The organism is Candidatus Rhodobacter oscarellae, assembly GCF_001078595.1.
GTDB lineage: Bacteria > Pseudomonadota > Alphaproteobacteria > Rhodobacterales > Rhodobacteraceae > Rhodobacter_B > Rhodobacter_B oscarellae.
The window spans coordinates 2,441,221-2,455,346 of record NZ_LFTY01000002.1 but is presented as its reverse complement, the minus strand read 5'-3'; the positions used below and the strand labels follow the sequence as shown (position 1 = coordinate 2,455,346).

The following is a 14,126-nucleotide window of genomic DNA, read 5'->3' as shown; positions in this document are numbered from 1 at the left end:
AAGGCACGGGCTAAGTTAAGGCACAGGCTAAGTTAAGGTACGGGGCGGGATAATCCCGCCCCTGCCAACGATCACGACCAATCGGTCAGCCCCAAGAGCTTCTCGCCCAGAGCGTTCAGCTTGGCGGGCCCATAGCGCGATTTCTCCCAATCACGCGGATCGCCCGGAAAATCGGGGCGGTTTGGCGGCTCGATCTCTTTCCAGAGCCGCACCCGCTCGGCCTTCTCGGCGGCGTTCTCGGGCTCGGCGGGATGCATCGAGATATACTGCGCCACACGGAACCGGTCCTTAGAGATGTTGGGCCGCACGCCATGGGCCAGTAGCGAGTTGAAGATCATCAGGTCGCCCGGCTCAAGCATGATGTTCTCGCGCGCCACGCCGGTCATGTCCGGCAGCAGCGGGTTGCGGTCGGCGGGCTGCGTTTTCACCCACTCGTCGAAATGCTCAAAGAGGTAGGGCGCGCATTGGAAGCCGCCGGTCTCCATGTCTTGCACATCGAGGCTGAGCACGCCCTGAACCCCAATCGGCGGCGGGTCGAGCGATGTGTTCACGTCCCAGTGGATGAACCCGTCCGTGGTGGTGGCGCCCTTCTTAGGCGCGTTCAGATTGGCGCGGTCGATGGTGACCCACAGGTCCTCGCGGTCCCAGATGTCCACGAAGGCCTCGTAGACACGCTGTGTCTGGCGGTTATCCCAGAGCGCCTGGTGGTGGTAGATCTCGACCATGCCCGCGTTGTTGAGCTCCTTGCGCACATGCGGGCGGCGCTCTGGCGCGTACCAGGTCTCGGGGTCGTTGCGGTCCTTTTCGTCGAACTCAAAGAGCACCTCCGCCAGCGCCTTGGCCTGCGCGGGCGGCACCGCCTCTTTCACCACCACGTAGCCCTTGGTGATCCAATGCTGCCAGTCCTCCTCGGAGAGCACCCGCAGGGGCAGCTCCTTTTGGATGTCCTTGAGCTGAGTGGTGAGCCCGGCGCTGATTGGGTGGCTGATGTCGTCGGCGTTTGGCTGCATGGCGATCTCTCCCTAATTGATCGCGGCCCGCAGAGCCCTGGCTCAGAGCCTTCGACGGGGCGCGGGCGCATATTGGCACCATGCGCCCGCTGCTGTCCAGCCTGGCGCGCGCCGCATTTTCGGCATATCGAAAGCCGGTTTTCGGGGCGCGTGAAATGCTTGCAGCCGCCCTTGCGGTCGGGCCGAATAAACGCATATTCAGCCGCAACCTGGGAGGCGCAATTGGATATCAACAAAAAATTTGCCGATGATTTTGCGGCGAACGGCGTGGACTTTATCACCACCGTGCCCTGCAAGCAGCTGGCCGGCGTGATCGAGGAGCTCGAGCGGCGCGACGACATCTTTCACATCCCGTCCAACAAAGAGGACGAGGGGATGGGGCTATGCGCGGGCGCCCATATGGGCGGCAAGCGCGCGGCGATTATCATGCAGAACACCGCGCTTGGGGTGACCATCAACACGCTGGCCACCCTGATCCAGTACTACCGTATGCCGCTGCCGATGCTGATCAGCTACCGCGGCGAGCTGGGCGAGCCCGTGGCCTGCCAGGTCGAGATGGCCGTGCACACCAAGGGCCTGCTGGCGCAGCTCAACATCCCGACCTACCACTTCCACCGGCCAGAGGACGTGGCCGAGTTCGACGCCATCCTGAAATACACATTCATGTGCAACAAGCCCGTGGCGATCTTGACCGACGCGACCTTCTGGGGCGGCTATGACGGCGAAGGAGACGCGAAATGATCCGTTCTGAGGTTCTCAAAGAGATCGCGCCGATCATCCGCGACGAGCTGATCGTCTGCAATATCGGCATCCCCAGCCAGGAACTGCACGCTATCGACGACCAGCCGACGAATTTCTACATGCTGGGTACGATGGGGCTGGCCTCGTCCATTGGGCTGGGCCTGGCGCTGGCGCAGGACAAGAACGTGATCGCGATCGATGGCGACGGCTCGGTGCTGACCAATCTGGGCACGCTGCCGACGATCGCCAACAACGCGGCGGGGAATTTCACGCTGCTGATCGTGGATAACGGTTCCTATGGCTCGACCGGCGACCAGCCGACCTATGCGGGCATGAAGACCTCGCTGTCTAAGGTGGCCGAGGCCTGTGGCTGCGAGAACGTGGTGGAGTGCCGTGCCGAGGACACCGGCGAGGTGCTTGAGGCCGCGCTGGCGGGCGACGAGATGACCATCATCGTGTGCAAATGCGAAAGCGGCAACGCCAAGATGCCCGTGATCACGATGGACCCGGTGGTCATCAAGGACCGGTTCATGAAGGCGGTGCAGGCCTAGCGATCTGCGTGGAGGCGGGGTCAAATCTGGCCTTGGCGCGACACAATTTTCTTGCAAGAAAATTGCGAAACTCTTGCAAGAGTTTCTCTCCCGCGACCCGCGTTGAACCTTTAATAGCAACCTCTTATACGCTTGCGGGCCCACTTTCCTTGGAAGGAAAGTGCAAATCTCTTGCAAGAGATTTGGTGCGCCCACATGGTGCTCCGGGCCAGAACCGCCAATCCGCCTCGCTGATCCGACACTCTTTCGTTCTACACGATGGCGGCGCGCACCCGCCTCATGCCTTGATCGCTTGCGCCCGAGGCGGAAACCACCATGATGCGTGCAACACCAGCCGGAGACTTCAATGCACATCCTTGTTCTGCAACATGCCCGCATCGAGCATCCTGGGATCTTCCGCGGTTTCCTAGCCGAGGACGGCCACAGCTGGGATGCCGTGGAGCTTGACGAGGGCGAGGCGCTGCCACCGCTGGACGGCTACGACGGGCTTTGGGTTATGGGCGGGCCAATGGATGTGTGGCAGGAGGATGCGCATCCCTGGCTGGTCGCCGAGAAGGCGTTGATCAAGGAGGCGGTCGCGGACCGCGGTCTGCCTTTCCTTGGGCTCTGCCTGGGGCATCAGCTGCTGGCCGAGGCCCTTGGCGGCGAATGCGGCCCCTCCGCAACGCCCGAGATTGGCATCCTGGACGTCCAGATGACCGAGGAGGGCGCCAGCGGCGTGTGGATGGACGGGTTGCCCGAGACGTTCAAGGCGCTGCAGTGGCACTCGGCCGAGGTCACCCGCCTGCCGCAGGGCGCCAGCGTGCTGGCCACGTCGCCAGCCTGTGCTGTGCAAGCGATGAAATGGGGCACGCGGGCATTCTCGGCCCAATTCCACGTCGAGATCGAGCCCGACACCGTGCGGAACTGGGCCAAGATCCCCGAATACGCCCAGGCCCTGGCCAGCGCGTTGGGCGAAGACGGCTTGACCGTGATGGATGACGGTGCGGCGCAGAATATGCGCGATTTCAACGCTATGGCCGAGCGTCTGTATATCAACTGGCTGCAATGCGCGGCCAAAACTTAAACTGGTGAATGTCTGCAGGCCCTAGCCTAACTCGCAAAGGCTGAGTGTCGCGCGGGGCGCGTGCTGGCTGGGCGGCTCGGTGCGCCGCTGTTGGCTGGCAAATTTGAGGCGGTTCAGAGATCCGCGCCTGTTAAGACCCACGGGACCTCACGGGTCACGGATCGAAGCTATGGCGGGTCGCAAAGAAACTGCATCAGGTTTTGAAGCGAAAGGCTTTAGGCCTCCTCTCCCAGCACCGCTGGCGTCGCAACGGTCGCGGCCGGGCCTTGGGCGGTACTTGCGACGGTGGCCATGCGGGCAGCGTCCCGCGCCGCGCTCTCGGTCGCGTCCGCGCTGCTTTGCGCGGCGTCGACAGGGTCAGGTTCACGCGGCGGCGCGCCAGTCCGGGCGCGCGTCTCGGCATTCTCGGCGGGCTGGTCCGCCGCGGCATCCTCCGGCGCGTCCAGAGCCAGCGCGGTATCTGCGCCAGGCGAGGGGGGCGCTTCGACGAAACGCGCGTTGGCGTCCTCCTCCCGGCCAAAGGAATGCGAGGCGTTCATCCGCGCGAGCGATTCCTGAAGCTGCGCGTCCAGTTCAAGGACGGAGATCTGAAACGCCGGCGGAGGGCCGGGGATCGTGTGCTCGTCGGGCTTTGGCTCAGCGGGCGCGTCAGGCGCGGGCTGCTGCCCGCTGCCGTTGCTTTGCGCATCCGCGGTCATCTGCCCGGACAGCGCTGAGCCCCCGGACGATGACGCCACGGGCGCGATGGCGGGAATTGCGATCTCTGCGGTGTGTCGGACCGGCCCGAGGCCGCCGAGTATATTTAGACCGGCAATGTCACCCATTTTGATGCTCCCACATTCGGAGCCCCCACATTGGGAACATTACCAAATCCGGCCCAAAACACAAGGAAACCTCAGTAAAACCTGAGGTATTGGTTAACCCACGGTTAATGCGCGGCGGTAGAATCCTGCCAGGAATTCCGCCGCGTCGTCAAAATGTGCGTCGCCCTTGGGGGCCAGGATGCCGCGCACCTGCACGTCGAAATCCGCGTAATGCTGCGTGGTGGCCCAGATCGAGAATATCAGGTGATGCGCGTCCAGGGCCGCGATGCGCCCCTGCGCGGACCAGCCCGCGATGAGCGCGGCCTTATCATCCACCAGGGCCTTCAACGGGCCCTTGATCTCGGTCAGGATGCGCGGCGCGCCCTGCACGATCTCGTTGGCAAAAAGGCGGCTTTCGCGCGGGTAGGCCCGCGCCATGTCGAGCTTGCGCCGCACGTAGCCCAGGATCTCTTCCACGGGGTCGCCGGCAGCGTCCAGGGTGCGTAAGGGATCCAGCCAGGTGTCCAGCAGGCGCTCAAGCAGGGCGATGTGCATCGCCTCCTTCGACCTGAAATAGTAAAGCATGTTGGGCTTCGACATGCCTGCGGCTGTGGCGATCTGGTCAAGCGTCGCGCCGCGAAAGCCCTGGTTCGAGAACACCTCTAGCGCGGCCTCAAGGATCGTGGCGCGGTTCTTCTCCTGGATGCGGGTGCGCTTTTGCTGCGCCATGTTCAGACCTTCACCCCGATGCCTTGGAGGATGATTCGCTTGATTGTGGTCTTGGCCTCCTCCCACTGGGCCTCGCCCAGCGGTTGACCGCCGTTCAATGTGTTGATTTGATGCCGAAAGTCGGCGTAGTGCTGGGTGGTGGCCCAGATCATGTGGAGCAGATGCCGCGGGTCCACTTTATCCATCAGCCCGGCGTCCACCCAGCGCTGGATTATCGCCAGCCGGCCTTGGGTCCATTCGACCAGGGTGGTTTCAAGGTAGTCCTGTGTGAACGGGGCGCCATGCATGACCTCGCTGGCCCAGACCTTGGACCCGTTTGGGTGGCTGCGACTGATCTCCATCTTGGCGTCGATATAGGCGCCGATTCCTTCGACGGGACCGACGGCGTCGTCAAAGGCCGAGGCGGCCTCGAGCCAGATGCCGAAGATGTTTGACACCACCTGCCGGTAGAGGTCCTCCTTGGTCTGGAAGTAGTAATGCACGTTGGCCTTGGGCAGCCCGGCCACGTCCGCGATCAGCTGCATAGTGGCGCCGCCGAACCCCGCCTGGGCAAAGACGCGCTCGGCGGCGCGCAGAATAATCTGCTCTTTCTCGCGGCGTTTGGCGTTTTTTTTGTCCGTGGGGGTCTGGATGTTCATGGACCCATGTAAAAATTTGTTGACCGCTTGGTCAAGTGACGGAATAGTCCTGGCCTACCGGTCAGGATAGGCCGCACATGCCAGGGGGATAGTATGGCCCAGCTCGCCGACAATATGCGCATAAATGGCGAACGCCTTTGGGATTCGCTGATGGAGATGGCCAAGATCGGGCCGGGCATCGCGGGCGGCAACAACCGCCAGACCCTGACCGACGAGGACGCCGAGGGGCGCGCGCTGTTCCAGCGCTGGTGCGAGGCCGCGGGCTGCACCATGGGGCTGGACACGATGGGCAACATGTTCGCGCGGCGCGAGGGCACGGATCCCGAGGCGCTGCCGGTCTATGTGGGCTCGCACCTGGACACCCAGCCTACGGGCGGCAAGTATGACGGCGTGCTGGGCGTGCTTGGCGGGCTAGAGGTCCTGCGCACGCTGAACGACCTGGACATCAAGACCAAGCATCCCATCGTCGTGGTCAACTGGACCAACGAGGAGGGCACGCGGTTCGCCCCCGCCATGCTGGCCTCGGGCGTCTTCGCGGGCAAGCATACCGAGGACTGGGCCAAGGACCGCATGGATGCCGACGGCAAGCGGTTCGGCGATGAGCTCAAACGCATCGGCTGGGAGGGCGACGAGCCCGTCGGCCAGCGCAAGATGCACGCCATGTTCGAGCTGCATATCGAGCAGGGGCCGATCCTGGAGGCCGAGGGCAAGGATATCGGCGTGGTCACGCATGGGCAGGGGCTGCGCTGGATCGAATGCACTGTGACGGGCAAGGAATCGCATACCGGCTCGACGCCCATGCATATGCGCAAGAATGCGGGCCGCGGCCTGGCGCGGGTGACCGAGCTGGTGCACGAGATCGCCATGGCCGCCCAGCCGGGCGCGGTGGGCGCGATCGGGCATGTGGACGTCTCCCCCAACTCGCGCAACATCATCCCCGGCAAGGCGGTCTTCACCATCGACTTCCGCTCGCCGGATCTGGAGAAGCTAGAGCGCATGGTGGCCGAGCTAGAGGCCCGCGCGCCGGGGCTTTGTGCGGAGATTGGTGTGGAGTTCTCGTCTGAGATCGTCGGCCAGTTCAACCCGCCCGCCTTTGATGAGGGCTGCGTGGGCGCGATCCGCGATGCCGCCGTGCGGCTGGGCTACAGCCATATGGATATCGTGTCTGGGGCGGGGCATGACGCTTGCTGGATCAACGACGTGGCCCCCACGGCGATGATCATGTGCCCCTGCGAGGACGGCTTGTCCCACAACGAGGCCGAAGAGATTACGCCCGGCTGGGCCACGGCTGGCACGGACGTGCTGTTCCACGCAGTGGTGGAAACGGCGGAGGTTGTGGGGTGAGGACGCTCGTTCTTTTTCCCGCAGCGCTGTGCCTTGCCGCCTGCCAGACAACGCCCGGCTTGGACGCGACGTCCGAGCCCGAGCTGAACACGCCCTATCCGCCGGGATATTCCAGGGCCGAGGGCCGGTTGCCGGAGCAGGTCAAGGCGAACCTGCCCGCCGACATCACCGCAGAGCAGGTCCTGATCGCGGATGACGGGTGCTACTTTTACCACCGCGGGGCCACGACCTATGCGGTCAAGGGCGGGAACCCAGTATCCAGGTTCTGCCTGGAGCGCGAGCCCGTCGGCATCCCTATTGACCTGAATGCGCCGGTCGGAACTACGGAGGCGGGCAGTTGAGTCCACCAGGCCGTGAAACAATTCAGCGTACGGCCGCCGGGACGGACGTGCTGTTCCACGCGGTGGTGGAGACGGCGGAGGTTGTGGGATGAGCGAACTCGTACCAAAAAAGGCTGGGCTCGTAAGGAACCCTCTAACAGTTATTGCGATTTTCGCGGGGCTTGCTGAGGTGACAGCAACTATTGCGCTCCCACAACTGACGCCAGAAATACAAAGACTCTTTGTTTGGTTCGTAATGTTGTTTCCAACGATGCTCGTCGCATTATTCTTCTTCATTCTTTGGAAGCGTCATCATGTTCTTTATGCTCCCAGCGACTATTCCGATGAAGAAAACTTCATGAATTGGTGGCGACGCGCTGGATCCAGCAGTCAAGACAATGACGAAGCTTATTTGGAAGAATCTGAAGAAGAGGTTGTCCAAATCGAAAGCCGATTTAGTCAAAGTGGATCTGCCCTCATTTCTCGACGGAACTCCGAATATCAAATTGCGGAAGATATTGCGGTGGCGCATCTGGAAACGAAATTGGGCCTAACATTCACTCGTGATGTGGAACTTCTGGGACACCGCGGTGTTCGCTATGATGCCATCGCGAAATCTAAATCCGGACCGATTTTAGTTGAGGCCAAACTCGTCCGAAGCCTCAACATGGCATACATGGTTGTAAGACGGGAAATCGATCGCGCAGCAGCCATGAGCTACCGGCTGCCACCGAGCGAGCTAAGGGAGTTGCGTCTAATCATTGTCATTTTATGGCGTGAGGAAGTTGGCGATGAGCAAAAGGAACGATCAAAACGTCGAATTTTAGAATTGAGGGATCAGGTAGGCCTTCCTTTTTCCGTCGAGTTCGAATTTTTGCCGTTTGTTTCGAATGAGGAGGAAGAGACGGAATGACCACAGTCATCAAAAACGGCACCATCGTCACCCATGACCTGACCTACCAGGCGGACGTCCTGATCGATGGCGGCAAGATCATCGAGATCGGCATGGCGCTGACGGGCGACAAGACCCTCGACGCCACCGGCTGCTACGTCATGCCCGGCGGGATCGACCCGCATACTCACCTAGAGATGCCCTTCATGGGCACCTATTCCTCCGACGACTTCGAATCCGGCACCCGTGCCGCATTGGCGGGCGGCACCACCATGGTCGTCGATTTCGCCCTGCCGAGCCCCGGCGAGGGGCTGCACGAGGCTCTGAAACGCTGGGACAACAAGTCCACCCGCGCCAATTGCGACTACTCCTTCCACATGGCCGTGACCTGGTGGGGCGAGCAGGTCTTTGACGACATGAAATCCGTGATCGAGCAGCGCGGCATCACCACTTTCAAGCATTTCCTGGCCTATAAGGGCGCGCTGATGGTCAACGATGACGAGCTCTTCGCGTCGTTCAATCGCCTGGCCGAGCTGGGCGGGATCGCGATGGTCCATGCCGAGAATGGCGATGTGGTGGCGGAGCTCAGCGCCAAGCTGCTGGCCGAGGGCAATACCGGTCCCGAGGCGCATGCCTATTCCCGCCCAAGCCAGGTCGAGGGCGAGGCCACCAACCGCGCCATCATGATCGCCGATATGGCGGGCGTGCCTTTGTATGTGGTGCACACCTCCTGCGAAGAGGCGCACGAGGCGATCCGCCGGGCCCGCCAGCAGGGCAAGCGCGTCTGGGGCGAGCCGCTGATCCAGCACCTGACGCTGGACGAGTCAGAGTATTTCAACGCCGACTGGGACCACGCCGCGCGGCGCGTGATGTCGCCGCCCTTCCGCAACAAGATGCACCAGGACAGCCTCTGGGCCGGGCTGCAATCGGGATCTCTGTCCGTGGTCGCCACCGACCACTGCGCCTTCACCACCGAGCAGAAGCGGTTCGGCGTGGGCGACTTCACCAAGATCCCCAACGGCACTGGCGGGCTAGAGGACCGGTTGCCGATGCTCTGGACCCATGGCGTGGCGACGGGGCGGTTGACGCCGAATGAGTTCGTCGCCGTGACCTCGACCAATATCGCCAAGATCCTGAACTGCTACCCCCGCAAGGGCGCCGTGGCGGTGGGGGCGGATGCCGATATCGTGGTGCTGGACCCCGAGAAGTCCAAGAGGATCCTGGCCGCCACCCAGCAATCGGCCATTGATTACAACGTCTTCGAGGGGCACGAGGTGAAGGGCCTGCCGCGCTTCACCCTGACCCGCGGCCATGTCGCGGTGCATGACGGCGAGATCCGCACGCAAGAGGGCCACGGCGCGTTTGTCTCACGCAAGGCCGATCATCCGGTGAACAAGGCGCTCTCGAGCTGGAAGGAGCTGACCAACCCGCAGCCGGTTAAGCGGACGGGGATACCGGCGACGGGGGTTTGACTGCCTAAAGATGAAGAGACGTGAGCCAACAGTTTCAAAAGGTGAAGGCGGTTATCAAATCGCTGAGCAAGAAGGCTTGATTTCAAGTTTTTATAAACAAAACAAAGCCGTACGAGTTAGCTTTTCTGGTGGTCTGATTGGCATCTTCTTGGGAAGCTCACGCGGCAGAGTCGATGCAGTTCTAAAGAGAGAGAACGCCGCCGGTTGGAATCTGGCTGAAGTAATTCCCGACAATCCCAACCTGGCTATATGGTTGCTTCGTTTGGTTTTCTTGATCGTTACGCTAGGTCTGTGGACGCTCTCGACTGGGTACATCTTCATATTTGAGAAACCGAGATGATCGACGAAATTGTATCGGCTAAAAATCTAGACCTGACGTTCCAGACCAACGACGGGCCGGTGCATGCTTTGAAGGGCGTGGACCTGGAGATCGGCAAGGGCGAGTTCGTCTCGTTCATTGGGCCTTCGGGCTGTGGCAAGACAACGTTCCTGCGCTGCGTGGCGGGGCTGGAGGAGCCGACGGGGGGTGCGTTGACCGTCAACGGCATGACCCCGGACGAGGCGCGGCGGGCGCGGGCCTATGGTTACGTGTTCCAGGCGGCGGGGCTCTATCCTTGGCGGACGATTGCGGGAAATGTGAAACTCCCGCTCGAGATTATGGGGTATTCGCGCGCCGATCAGGACGCGCGTGTTCGAAATGTGCTAGAGCTTGTAGAGCTCGCCGGGTTTGAGAAGAAGTTCCCCTGGCAGCTTTCGGGGGGCATGCAGCAGCGGGCGAGCATCGCCCGCGCTCTGGCCTTTGACGCCGACATCCTTCTGATGGACGAGCCCTTTGGGGCGCTGGACGAGATCGTGCGAGACCACCTTAATCAGCAGCTTCTGACCCTCTGGGCGCGCACGGAAAAGACCATCGGCTTCGTGACGCACTCGATTCCAGAGGCGGTGTATCTGAGCACCAAAATCGTGGTGATGTCGCCGCGCCCGGGGCGGATAACGGACGTGATCGAGAGCCCGCTGCCCAAGGAACGTCCCTTGGATATCCGCGACACGCCGGAGTTTCTGGAGATCGCCGGGCGGGTGCGAGAGGGGCTTCGCGCGGGGCATGCCTATGACGATTGAGGCCCAAAAACCCACGTCGGTATTACGTCGGTATCGCGTCGGTATTGCGTCGGTGCGCGCTGCGATATTGGCTATTGCCCTGGTCACCCTAACGCTTTCTCAAACAGTTCTTGCGGATCAGTTGTCCTCTATTGACGAAGGGACGCTCGGTGGAACGAAGCTGACCTTGGTGGCTCTCAAGATTCCAGGCGACAAAGGCAAGGGGTTCCCGCCTCGGCTGAAAGGGGCGAAATACGCCACTGAAGTTGCATCAGGCGAGTGGGCGCGCGTCGTATTGATGATCGAGGGACGAGAGCTTTCGCAGGGCCCACTCGTTCTCAATTGTCTCCTAAAAATCACTGATCCAACGGGCGTTCTCCTATATGATCAGGTCCGGAAGGATTGCTTGAACGAACCGGTAGATCGCTTGGTTATCGCAGATCTTGACGTAAGAATTCGACCGGACCCTGGCGATCCGATTGGCGCCTACCGCGTCACCGTCGAAGTCAAGGCGCGAGGAGTGGCTAAGGCGCGCTCGTTGACGGTCGGAATTGGCCATATCGGGTCGCGCCAATGAATCGCGTTCTACCCATCCTTACCGTGCTCGCCGGGCTGGTGGTGCTCTGGTACGTGGCCGTGGTGCCGATGAACATCGCGCAGTCGATCAGCCTAGCCAAGAAGGACGGGGTGGAGGTCTCGGCGCCCGAGACCATCGGCGAGATGGCCAAGGCCAGCAAGATCGGCCTGACACTGCGCAACCCGGACGTCTGGCGGTACTCTTACAGCCATAAACGCCCGCGCCTGCCTGCACCGCATCAGGTGGGCGAGGAGCTCAACAAGACCGTTCTGCAAAAGAATGTCACCTCCAAGCGCAGCCTGGTCTATCACGGGCTGATCACCCTGCGCTCGACACTTTACGGGTTCGTCCTCGGCGTCAGCCTGGGGCTCGCGATGGCGGTGGCCGTGGTCTATACCCGCGTGGCCGAGATGAGCCTGATGCCCTGGGCGGTGATCAGCCAGACCATCCCCATCGTGGCGCTGGCGCCGATGATCATCGTGGTCTCTGGCCAGATGGGCATCGCCAGCAAGGACGTGCCCAAGGCGATCATCTCGGCGTATTTGTGTTTTTTCCCGGTGCTGGTGGGCATGGTGAAGGGTCTGCGGGCGCCGGATGCGATGCAGCTGGACTTGCTGCGGACCTATGGCACCTCGGGCGCGCAGGTGTTCTGGAAGCTAAGGCTGCCCGCGTCGATGCCCTACCTCTTCACCTCGCTGAAGATCGGGATCGCGGCGGCGCTGGTGGGCACCATCGTGGGCGAGCTTCCCGCGGGCGCCATCCAGGGCCTGGGCGCGCGCATCCTGATCGGAGACCAGTTCGGCAACCCGATCATGGTCTGGGCGGCGCTGATCGCGGCGGCGGTGCTGGCGGGGGTCCTGGTGACGGTGGTGAGTCTGCTGCAGGGCGTGACGCTCAGGCGGATGGGGTTCGCGCGATGAGGGCCTGTGATTTGCGTATTTTTGACAAGATGAACGAGGGCCGCTTCGCGCGGCGAGCTTCGACTGCACGTGGCGCGGGGGATCGCGCATGACCTTGGTTGTGGCGGCGGCAGCGATCTGGGCGGCGGGCTGGTGGCTGAACGTCAAGCTGGCGGGCTCTGCACTAGGATCGCGGCCCCTGGGCCGCCTCATCGTGCCTGTCGTGTTTGGCGTGACGCTTTTGGGTGTGTGGGAGCTTGTCGTGCGTGGGCTGGACGTGCCCAACGTGATCCTGCCACCGCCCAGCATGATCGGGGCCAAGTTCGCTGCCGAGACCGCCACGCTCTGGATCGACGTGCTGCAAACCGCGCTCAAGGGCGCGCTGTCGGGTTATGTGATCGGCTGCGCGGCGGGGTTCGGTGCGGCGCTGGCGATCGACCGCTCGCCGTTCCTGCAGCGGGGCCTCTTGCCCATCGGGAACTTCGTGGCCGCGCTGCCCATCGTCGGCACCGCGCCCATCCTGGTGAACTGGTTCGGGTTCGACTGGCACTCCAAAGCCGCGGTGGTGGTGGTGATGGTATTCTTCCCCGTGCTGGTGAACACCGTGCAGGGGCTGGCCGACACCACATCCATGCAGCGCGACCTGATGCGCACCTACAGCGCGGGCTACTGGCAGACGCTCTGGCGCCTGCGCCTGCCCGCGGCGATGCCCGCCATCTTCAACGGGCTCAAGATTTCAACAACGCTCGCGCTGATCGGTGCTATCGTGGCCGAATATTTTGGCTCGCCCACGCGCGGCATGGGGTTCCACATCTCGACAGAGGTGGGGCGGCTCGGGCTTGATATGGTCTGGGCAGAGATCACGGTGGCGGCGCTGGTCGGCACGGTGTTTTACGGCGCGGTGGCGCTGATGGAGAAGCGGGTGACGTTCTGGCACCCATCGCAGAGATAACAATGACCAACCTGGAGGGAACAAAATGAAACAGATCCTAGGAAGCGCCGCGGCGCTGGGCCTGATGGCGGGCGGCGCGTTTGCGGCCGACGACCTGACGCTGCAGCTCAAATGGGTGACCCAGGCGCAGTTCGCGGGCTACTACGTGGCCCTGGAGAACGGGTATTACGGCGAAGAGGACCTCAACGTCACCATCAATCCCGGCGGGCCGGACATCGCGCCCACGCAGGTGCTGGCCGGCGGCGGCGCGGACGTGACCGTGGAGTGGATGCCAGCGGCGCTGGCCGCCCGCGAGAAGGGCCTGCCGATGGTCAACATCGCCCAGCCGTTCAAGAGCTCGGGCATGATGCTGACCTGCCGCAAGGATACCGGCGTGGCCAGCCCGGCGGACTTCGCCGACAAGACCCTGGGCGTCTGGTTCTTCGGCAACGAATTCCCCTTCCTCAGCTGGATGTCGCAGCTTGGTCTGGCCACGGATGGCAGCGCCGGGGGCGTGACCGTGCTGAAGCAGGGCTTTAACGTCGACCCGATCTTCAACGGCCAGGCGGATTGCGTCTCGACCATGACCTATAACGAGTACTGGCAGGTGATCGACGGCGGGCTGACGCCGGGCGACCTGGTGACCTTCAAATACGAGGACCAGGGCGTGGCCACCCTAGAGGACGGGCTTTACGTGCTGGAAGACAAGCTGGCTGATGCGGCCGAGGTCGACAAGCTGACCCGCTTTGTGCGCGCCTCGATGAAGGGCTGGAAATGGGCCGAGGAGAACCCCGATGACGCGGCCATGATCGTGCTGGAATACGACCAGACCGGCGCGCAGACCGAAGAGCACCAGACCCGCATGATGGGCGAGATCGCCAAGCTGACGGCAGGCTCGAACGGCGCGCTGATCGAGGCGGACTTCCAGCGCACGGTGGACAGCCTGCTGGCAGGCGGCTCGGACCCGGTGATCACCAAGCAGCCGGAGGGCGCCTGGACCCATGCGATAACGGATGCGGCGCTGAACTAGCGCGGCGCGCGCCCCGGGCTTGATC

17 protein-coding genes are annotated in these 14,126 nt (G+C 62.6%); 13 read left to right on the top strand and 4 right to left on the bottom strand.

All coding sequences use genetic code 11. From position 1 onward, the window contains the following. Nucleotides 1-71: 71 nt before the first annotated feature. On the bottom strand, nucleotides 72-1,010 hold the full coding sequence (locus AIOL_RS16540; RefSeq protein ID WP_049643998.1) for a phytanoyl-CoA dioxygenase family protein: 939 nt from the start codon (nucleotides 1,008-1,010) through the stop codon (nucleotides 72-74). Nucleotides 1,011-1,232: 222 nt separating this feature from the next. On the opposite strand from AIOL_RS16540, the gene comD reads away from it, so the two are divergent. From comD to AIOL_RS16525, 3 genes are all read left to right on the top strand, one after another. Further along, nucleotides 1,233-1,751 (top strand): sulfopyruvate decarboxylase subunit alpha, encoded by a 519-nt coding sequence (comD, locus tag AIOL_RS16535; protein ID WP_049643997.1) that lies wholly within the window; start codon nucleotides 1,233-1,235, stop codon nucleotides 1,749-1,751. Continuing rightward, entirely contained in the window at nucleotides 1,748-2,302 is a 555-nt protein-coding gene (gene comE, locus AIOL_RS16530; RefSeq protein WP_049643996.1) for a sulfopyruvate decarboxylase subunit beta, read from the top strand. Before comD ends, comE begins: the two co-directional genes overlap by 4 nt. A gap of 346 nt (nucleotides 2,303-2,648) precedes the next feature. Next, complete coding sequence (locus AIOL_RS16525) at nucleotides 2,649-3,368, top strand: type 1 glutamine amidotransferase (RefSeq protein WP_049643995.1); 720 nt, start codon at nucleotides 2,649-2,651, stop codon at nucleotides 3,366-3,368. Between the two features lie 215 nt (nucleotides 3,369-3,583). On the opposite strand, the gene AIOL_RS16520 is transcribed toward AIOL_RS16525, so the two are convergent. The 3 genes from AIOL_RS16520 to AIOL_RS16510 all read right to left on the bottom strand — a co-directional run bounded on the left by AIOL_RS16520 (nucleotide 3,584) and on the right by AIOL_RS16510 (nucleotide 5,538). Next, nucleotides 3,584-4,192, bottom strand: coding sequence for a hypothetical protein (locus tag AIOL_RS16520; RefSeq protein ID WP_049643994.1), 609 nt, complete (start codon nucleotides 4,190-4,192; stop codon nucleotides 3,584-3,586). Nucleotides 4,193-4,285: 93 nt separating this feature from the next. After that, a complete protein-coding gene (locus AIOL_RS16515; RefSeq protein WP_049643993.1) occupies nucleotides 4,286-4,900 on the bottom strand; it encodes a TetR family transcriptional regulator C-terminal domain-containing protein in 615 nt (204 codons plus the stop codon). A 2-nt stretch (nucleotides 4,901-4,902) separates the two neighbouring features. Then, complete coding sequence (locus tag AIOL_RS16510) at nucleotides 4,903-5,538, bottom strand: TetR family transcriptional regulator C-terminal domain-containing protein (RefSeq protein ID WP_049643992.1); 636 nt, start codon at nucleotides 5,536-5,538, stop codon at nucleotides 4,903-4,905. 93 nt (nucleotides 5,539-5,631) lie between these two features. Here AIOL_RS16510 and AIOL_RS16505 point away from each other — a divergent pair, with 93 nt between their 5' ends. From AIOL_RS16505 to AIOL_RS16460, 10 genes are all read left to right on the top strand, one after another. Beyond that, on the top strand, nucleotides 5,632-6,882 hold the full coding sequence (locus AIOL_RS16505) for a Zn-dependent hydrolase (RefSeq protein WP_049643991.1): 1,251 nt from the start codon (nucleotides 5,632-5,634) through the stop codon (nucleotides 6,880-6,882). Beyond that, a complete protein-coding gene (locus tag AIOL_RS16500; protein ID WP_049643990.1) occupies nucleotides 6,879-7,223 on the top strand; it encodes a hypothetical protein in 345 nt (114 codons plus the stop codon). The genes AIOL_RS16505 and AIOL_RS16500 overlap by 4 nt, the downstream gene beginning before the upstream one ends. A gap of 88 nt (nucleotides 7,224-7,311) precedes the next feature. Next, nucleotides 7,312-8,115 carry a hypothetical protein gene (locus tag AIOL_RS25140; protein WP_152912559.1) on the top strand — a complete coding sequence of 268 codons (804 nt, stop codon included), beginning with the start codon at nucleotides 7,312-7,314 and terminating at the stop codon, nucleotides 8,113-8,115. Beyond that, nucleotides 8,112-9,566 (top strand): dihydropyrimidinase, encoded by a 1,455-nt coding sequence (gene hydA / locus AIOL_RS16485; RefSeq protein ID WP_049643987.1) that lies wholly within the window; start codon nucleotides 8,112-8,114, stop codon nucleotides 9,564-9,566. The genes AIOL_RS25140 and hydA overlap by 4 nt, the downstream gene beginning before the upstream one ends. Before the next feature lie 10 nt (nucleotides 9,567-9,576). Next, a complete protein-coding gene (locus AIOL_RS25135) occupies nucleotides 9,577-9,906 on the top strand; it encodes a hypothetical protein (RefSeq protein ID WP_152912558.1) in 330 nt (109 codons plus the stop codon). Then, nucleotides 9,903-10,685: an ABC transporter ATP-binding protein gene (locus AIOL_RS16480; RefSeq protein ID WP_049643986.1), complete on the top strand. Its 783-nt coding sequence runs from the start codon at nucleotides 9,903-9,905 to the stop codon at nucleotides 10,683-10,685. Before AIOL_RS25135 ends, AIOL_RS16480 begins: the two co-directional genes overlap by 4 nt. Next, nucleotides 10,675-11,241 carry a hypothetical protein gene (locus tag AIOL_RS16475; RefSeq protein ID WP_152912557.1) on the top strand — a complete coding sequence of 189 codons (567 nt, stop codon included), beginning with the start codon at nucleotides 10,675-10,677 and terminating at the stop codon, nucleotides 11,239-11,241. The genes AIOL_RS16480 and AIOL_RS16475 overlap by 11 nt, the downstream gene beginning before the upstream one ends. Continuing rightward, on the top strand, nucleotides 11,238-12,161 hold the full coding sequence (locus AIOL_RS16470; RefSeq protein ID WP_049643984.1) for an ABC transporter permease: 924 nt from the start codon (nucleotides 11,238-11,240) through the stop codon (nucleotides 12,159-12,161). The genes AIOL_RS16475 and AIOL_RS16470 overlap by 4 nt, the downstream gene beginning before the upstream one ends. Before the next feature lie 88 nt (nucleotides 12,162-12,249). Continuing rightward, nucleotides 12,250-13,092, top strand: a complete 843-nt coding sequence (locus tag AIOL_RS16465; RefSeq protein ID WP_049643983.1) for an ABC transporter permease — start codon at nucleotides 12,250-12,252, stop codon at nucleotides 13,090-13,092. Nucleotides 13,093-13,117: 25 nt separating this feature from the next. Beyond that, on the top strand, nucleotides 13,118-14,101 hold the full coding sequence (locus tag AIOL_RS16460) for an ABC transporter substrate-binding protein (RefSeq protein WP_049643982.1): 984 nt from the start codon (nucleotides 13,118-13,120) through the stop codon (nucleotides 14,099-14,101). The last annotated feature ends 25 nt before the right edge of the window (nucleotides 14,102-14,126 follow it).

Bases quoted from the DNA above. Each gene is read 5' to 3' on its own strand.
- AIOL_RS25135 (WP_152912558.1), top strand. From the start codon at position 9,577: ATGAAGAGACGTGAGCCAACAGTTTCAAAAGGTGAAGGCGGTTATCAA.
- AIOL_RS16480 (WP_049643986.1), top strand. From the start codon at position 9,903: ATGATCGACGAAATTGTATCGGCTAAAAATCTAGACCTGACGTTCCAG.
- AIOL_RS16520 (WP_049643994.1), bottom strand. From the start codon at position 4,192: ATGGGTGACATTGCCGGTCTAAATATACTCGGCGGCCTCGGGCCGGTC.
- AIOL_RS16540 (WP_049643998.1), bottom strand. From the start codon at position 1,010: ATGCAGCCAAACGCCGACGACATCAGCCACCCAATCAGCGCCGGGCTC.
- AIOL_RS16475 (WP_152912557.1), top strand. From the start codon at position 10,675: ATGACGATTGAGGCCCAAAAACCCACGTCGGTATTACGTCGGTATCGC.
- AIOL_RS16515 (WP_049643993.1), bottom strand. From the start codon at position 4,900: ATGGCGCAGCAAAAGCGCACCCGCATCCAGGAGAAGAACCGCGCCACG.
- AIOL_RS16510 (WP_049643992.1), bottom strand. From the start codon at position 5,538: ATGAACATCCAGACCCCCACGGACAAAAAAAACGCCAAACGCCGCGAG.
- hydA (WP_049643987.1), top strand. From the start codon at position 8,112: ATGACCACAGTCATCAAAAACGGCACCATCGTCACCCATGACCTGACC.
- comE (WP_049643996.1), top strand. From the start codon at position 1,748: ATGATCCGTTCTGAGGTTCTCAAAGAGATCGCGCCGATCATCCGCGAC.
- AIOL_RS16525 (WP_049643995.1), top strand. From the start codon at position 2,649: ATGCACATCCTTGTTCTGCAACATGCCCGCATCGAGCATCCTGGGATC.
- AIOL_RS16465 (WP_049643983.1), top strand. From the start codon at position 12,250: ATGACCTTGGTTGTGGCGGCGGCAGCGATCTGGGCGGCGGGCTGGTGG.
- AIOL_RS16505 (WP_049643991.1), top strand. From the start codon at position 5,632: ATGGCCCAGCTCGCCGACAATATGCGCATAAATGGCGAACGCCTTTGG.
- AIOL_RS25140 (WP_152912559.1), top strand. From the start codon at position 7,312: ATGAGCGAACTCGTACCAAAAAAGGCTGGGCTCGTAAGGAACCCTCTA.
- AIOL_RS16460 (WP_049643982.1), top strand. From the start codon at position 13,118: ATGAAACAGATCCTAGGAAGCGCCGCGGCGCTGGGCCTGATGGCGGGC.
- AIOL_RS16470 (WP_049643984.1), top strand. From the start codon at position 11,238: ATGAATCGCGTTCTACCCATCCTTACCGTGCTCGCCGGGCTGGTGGTG.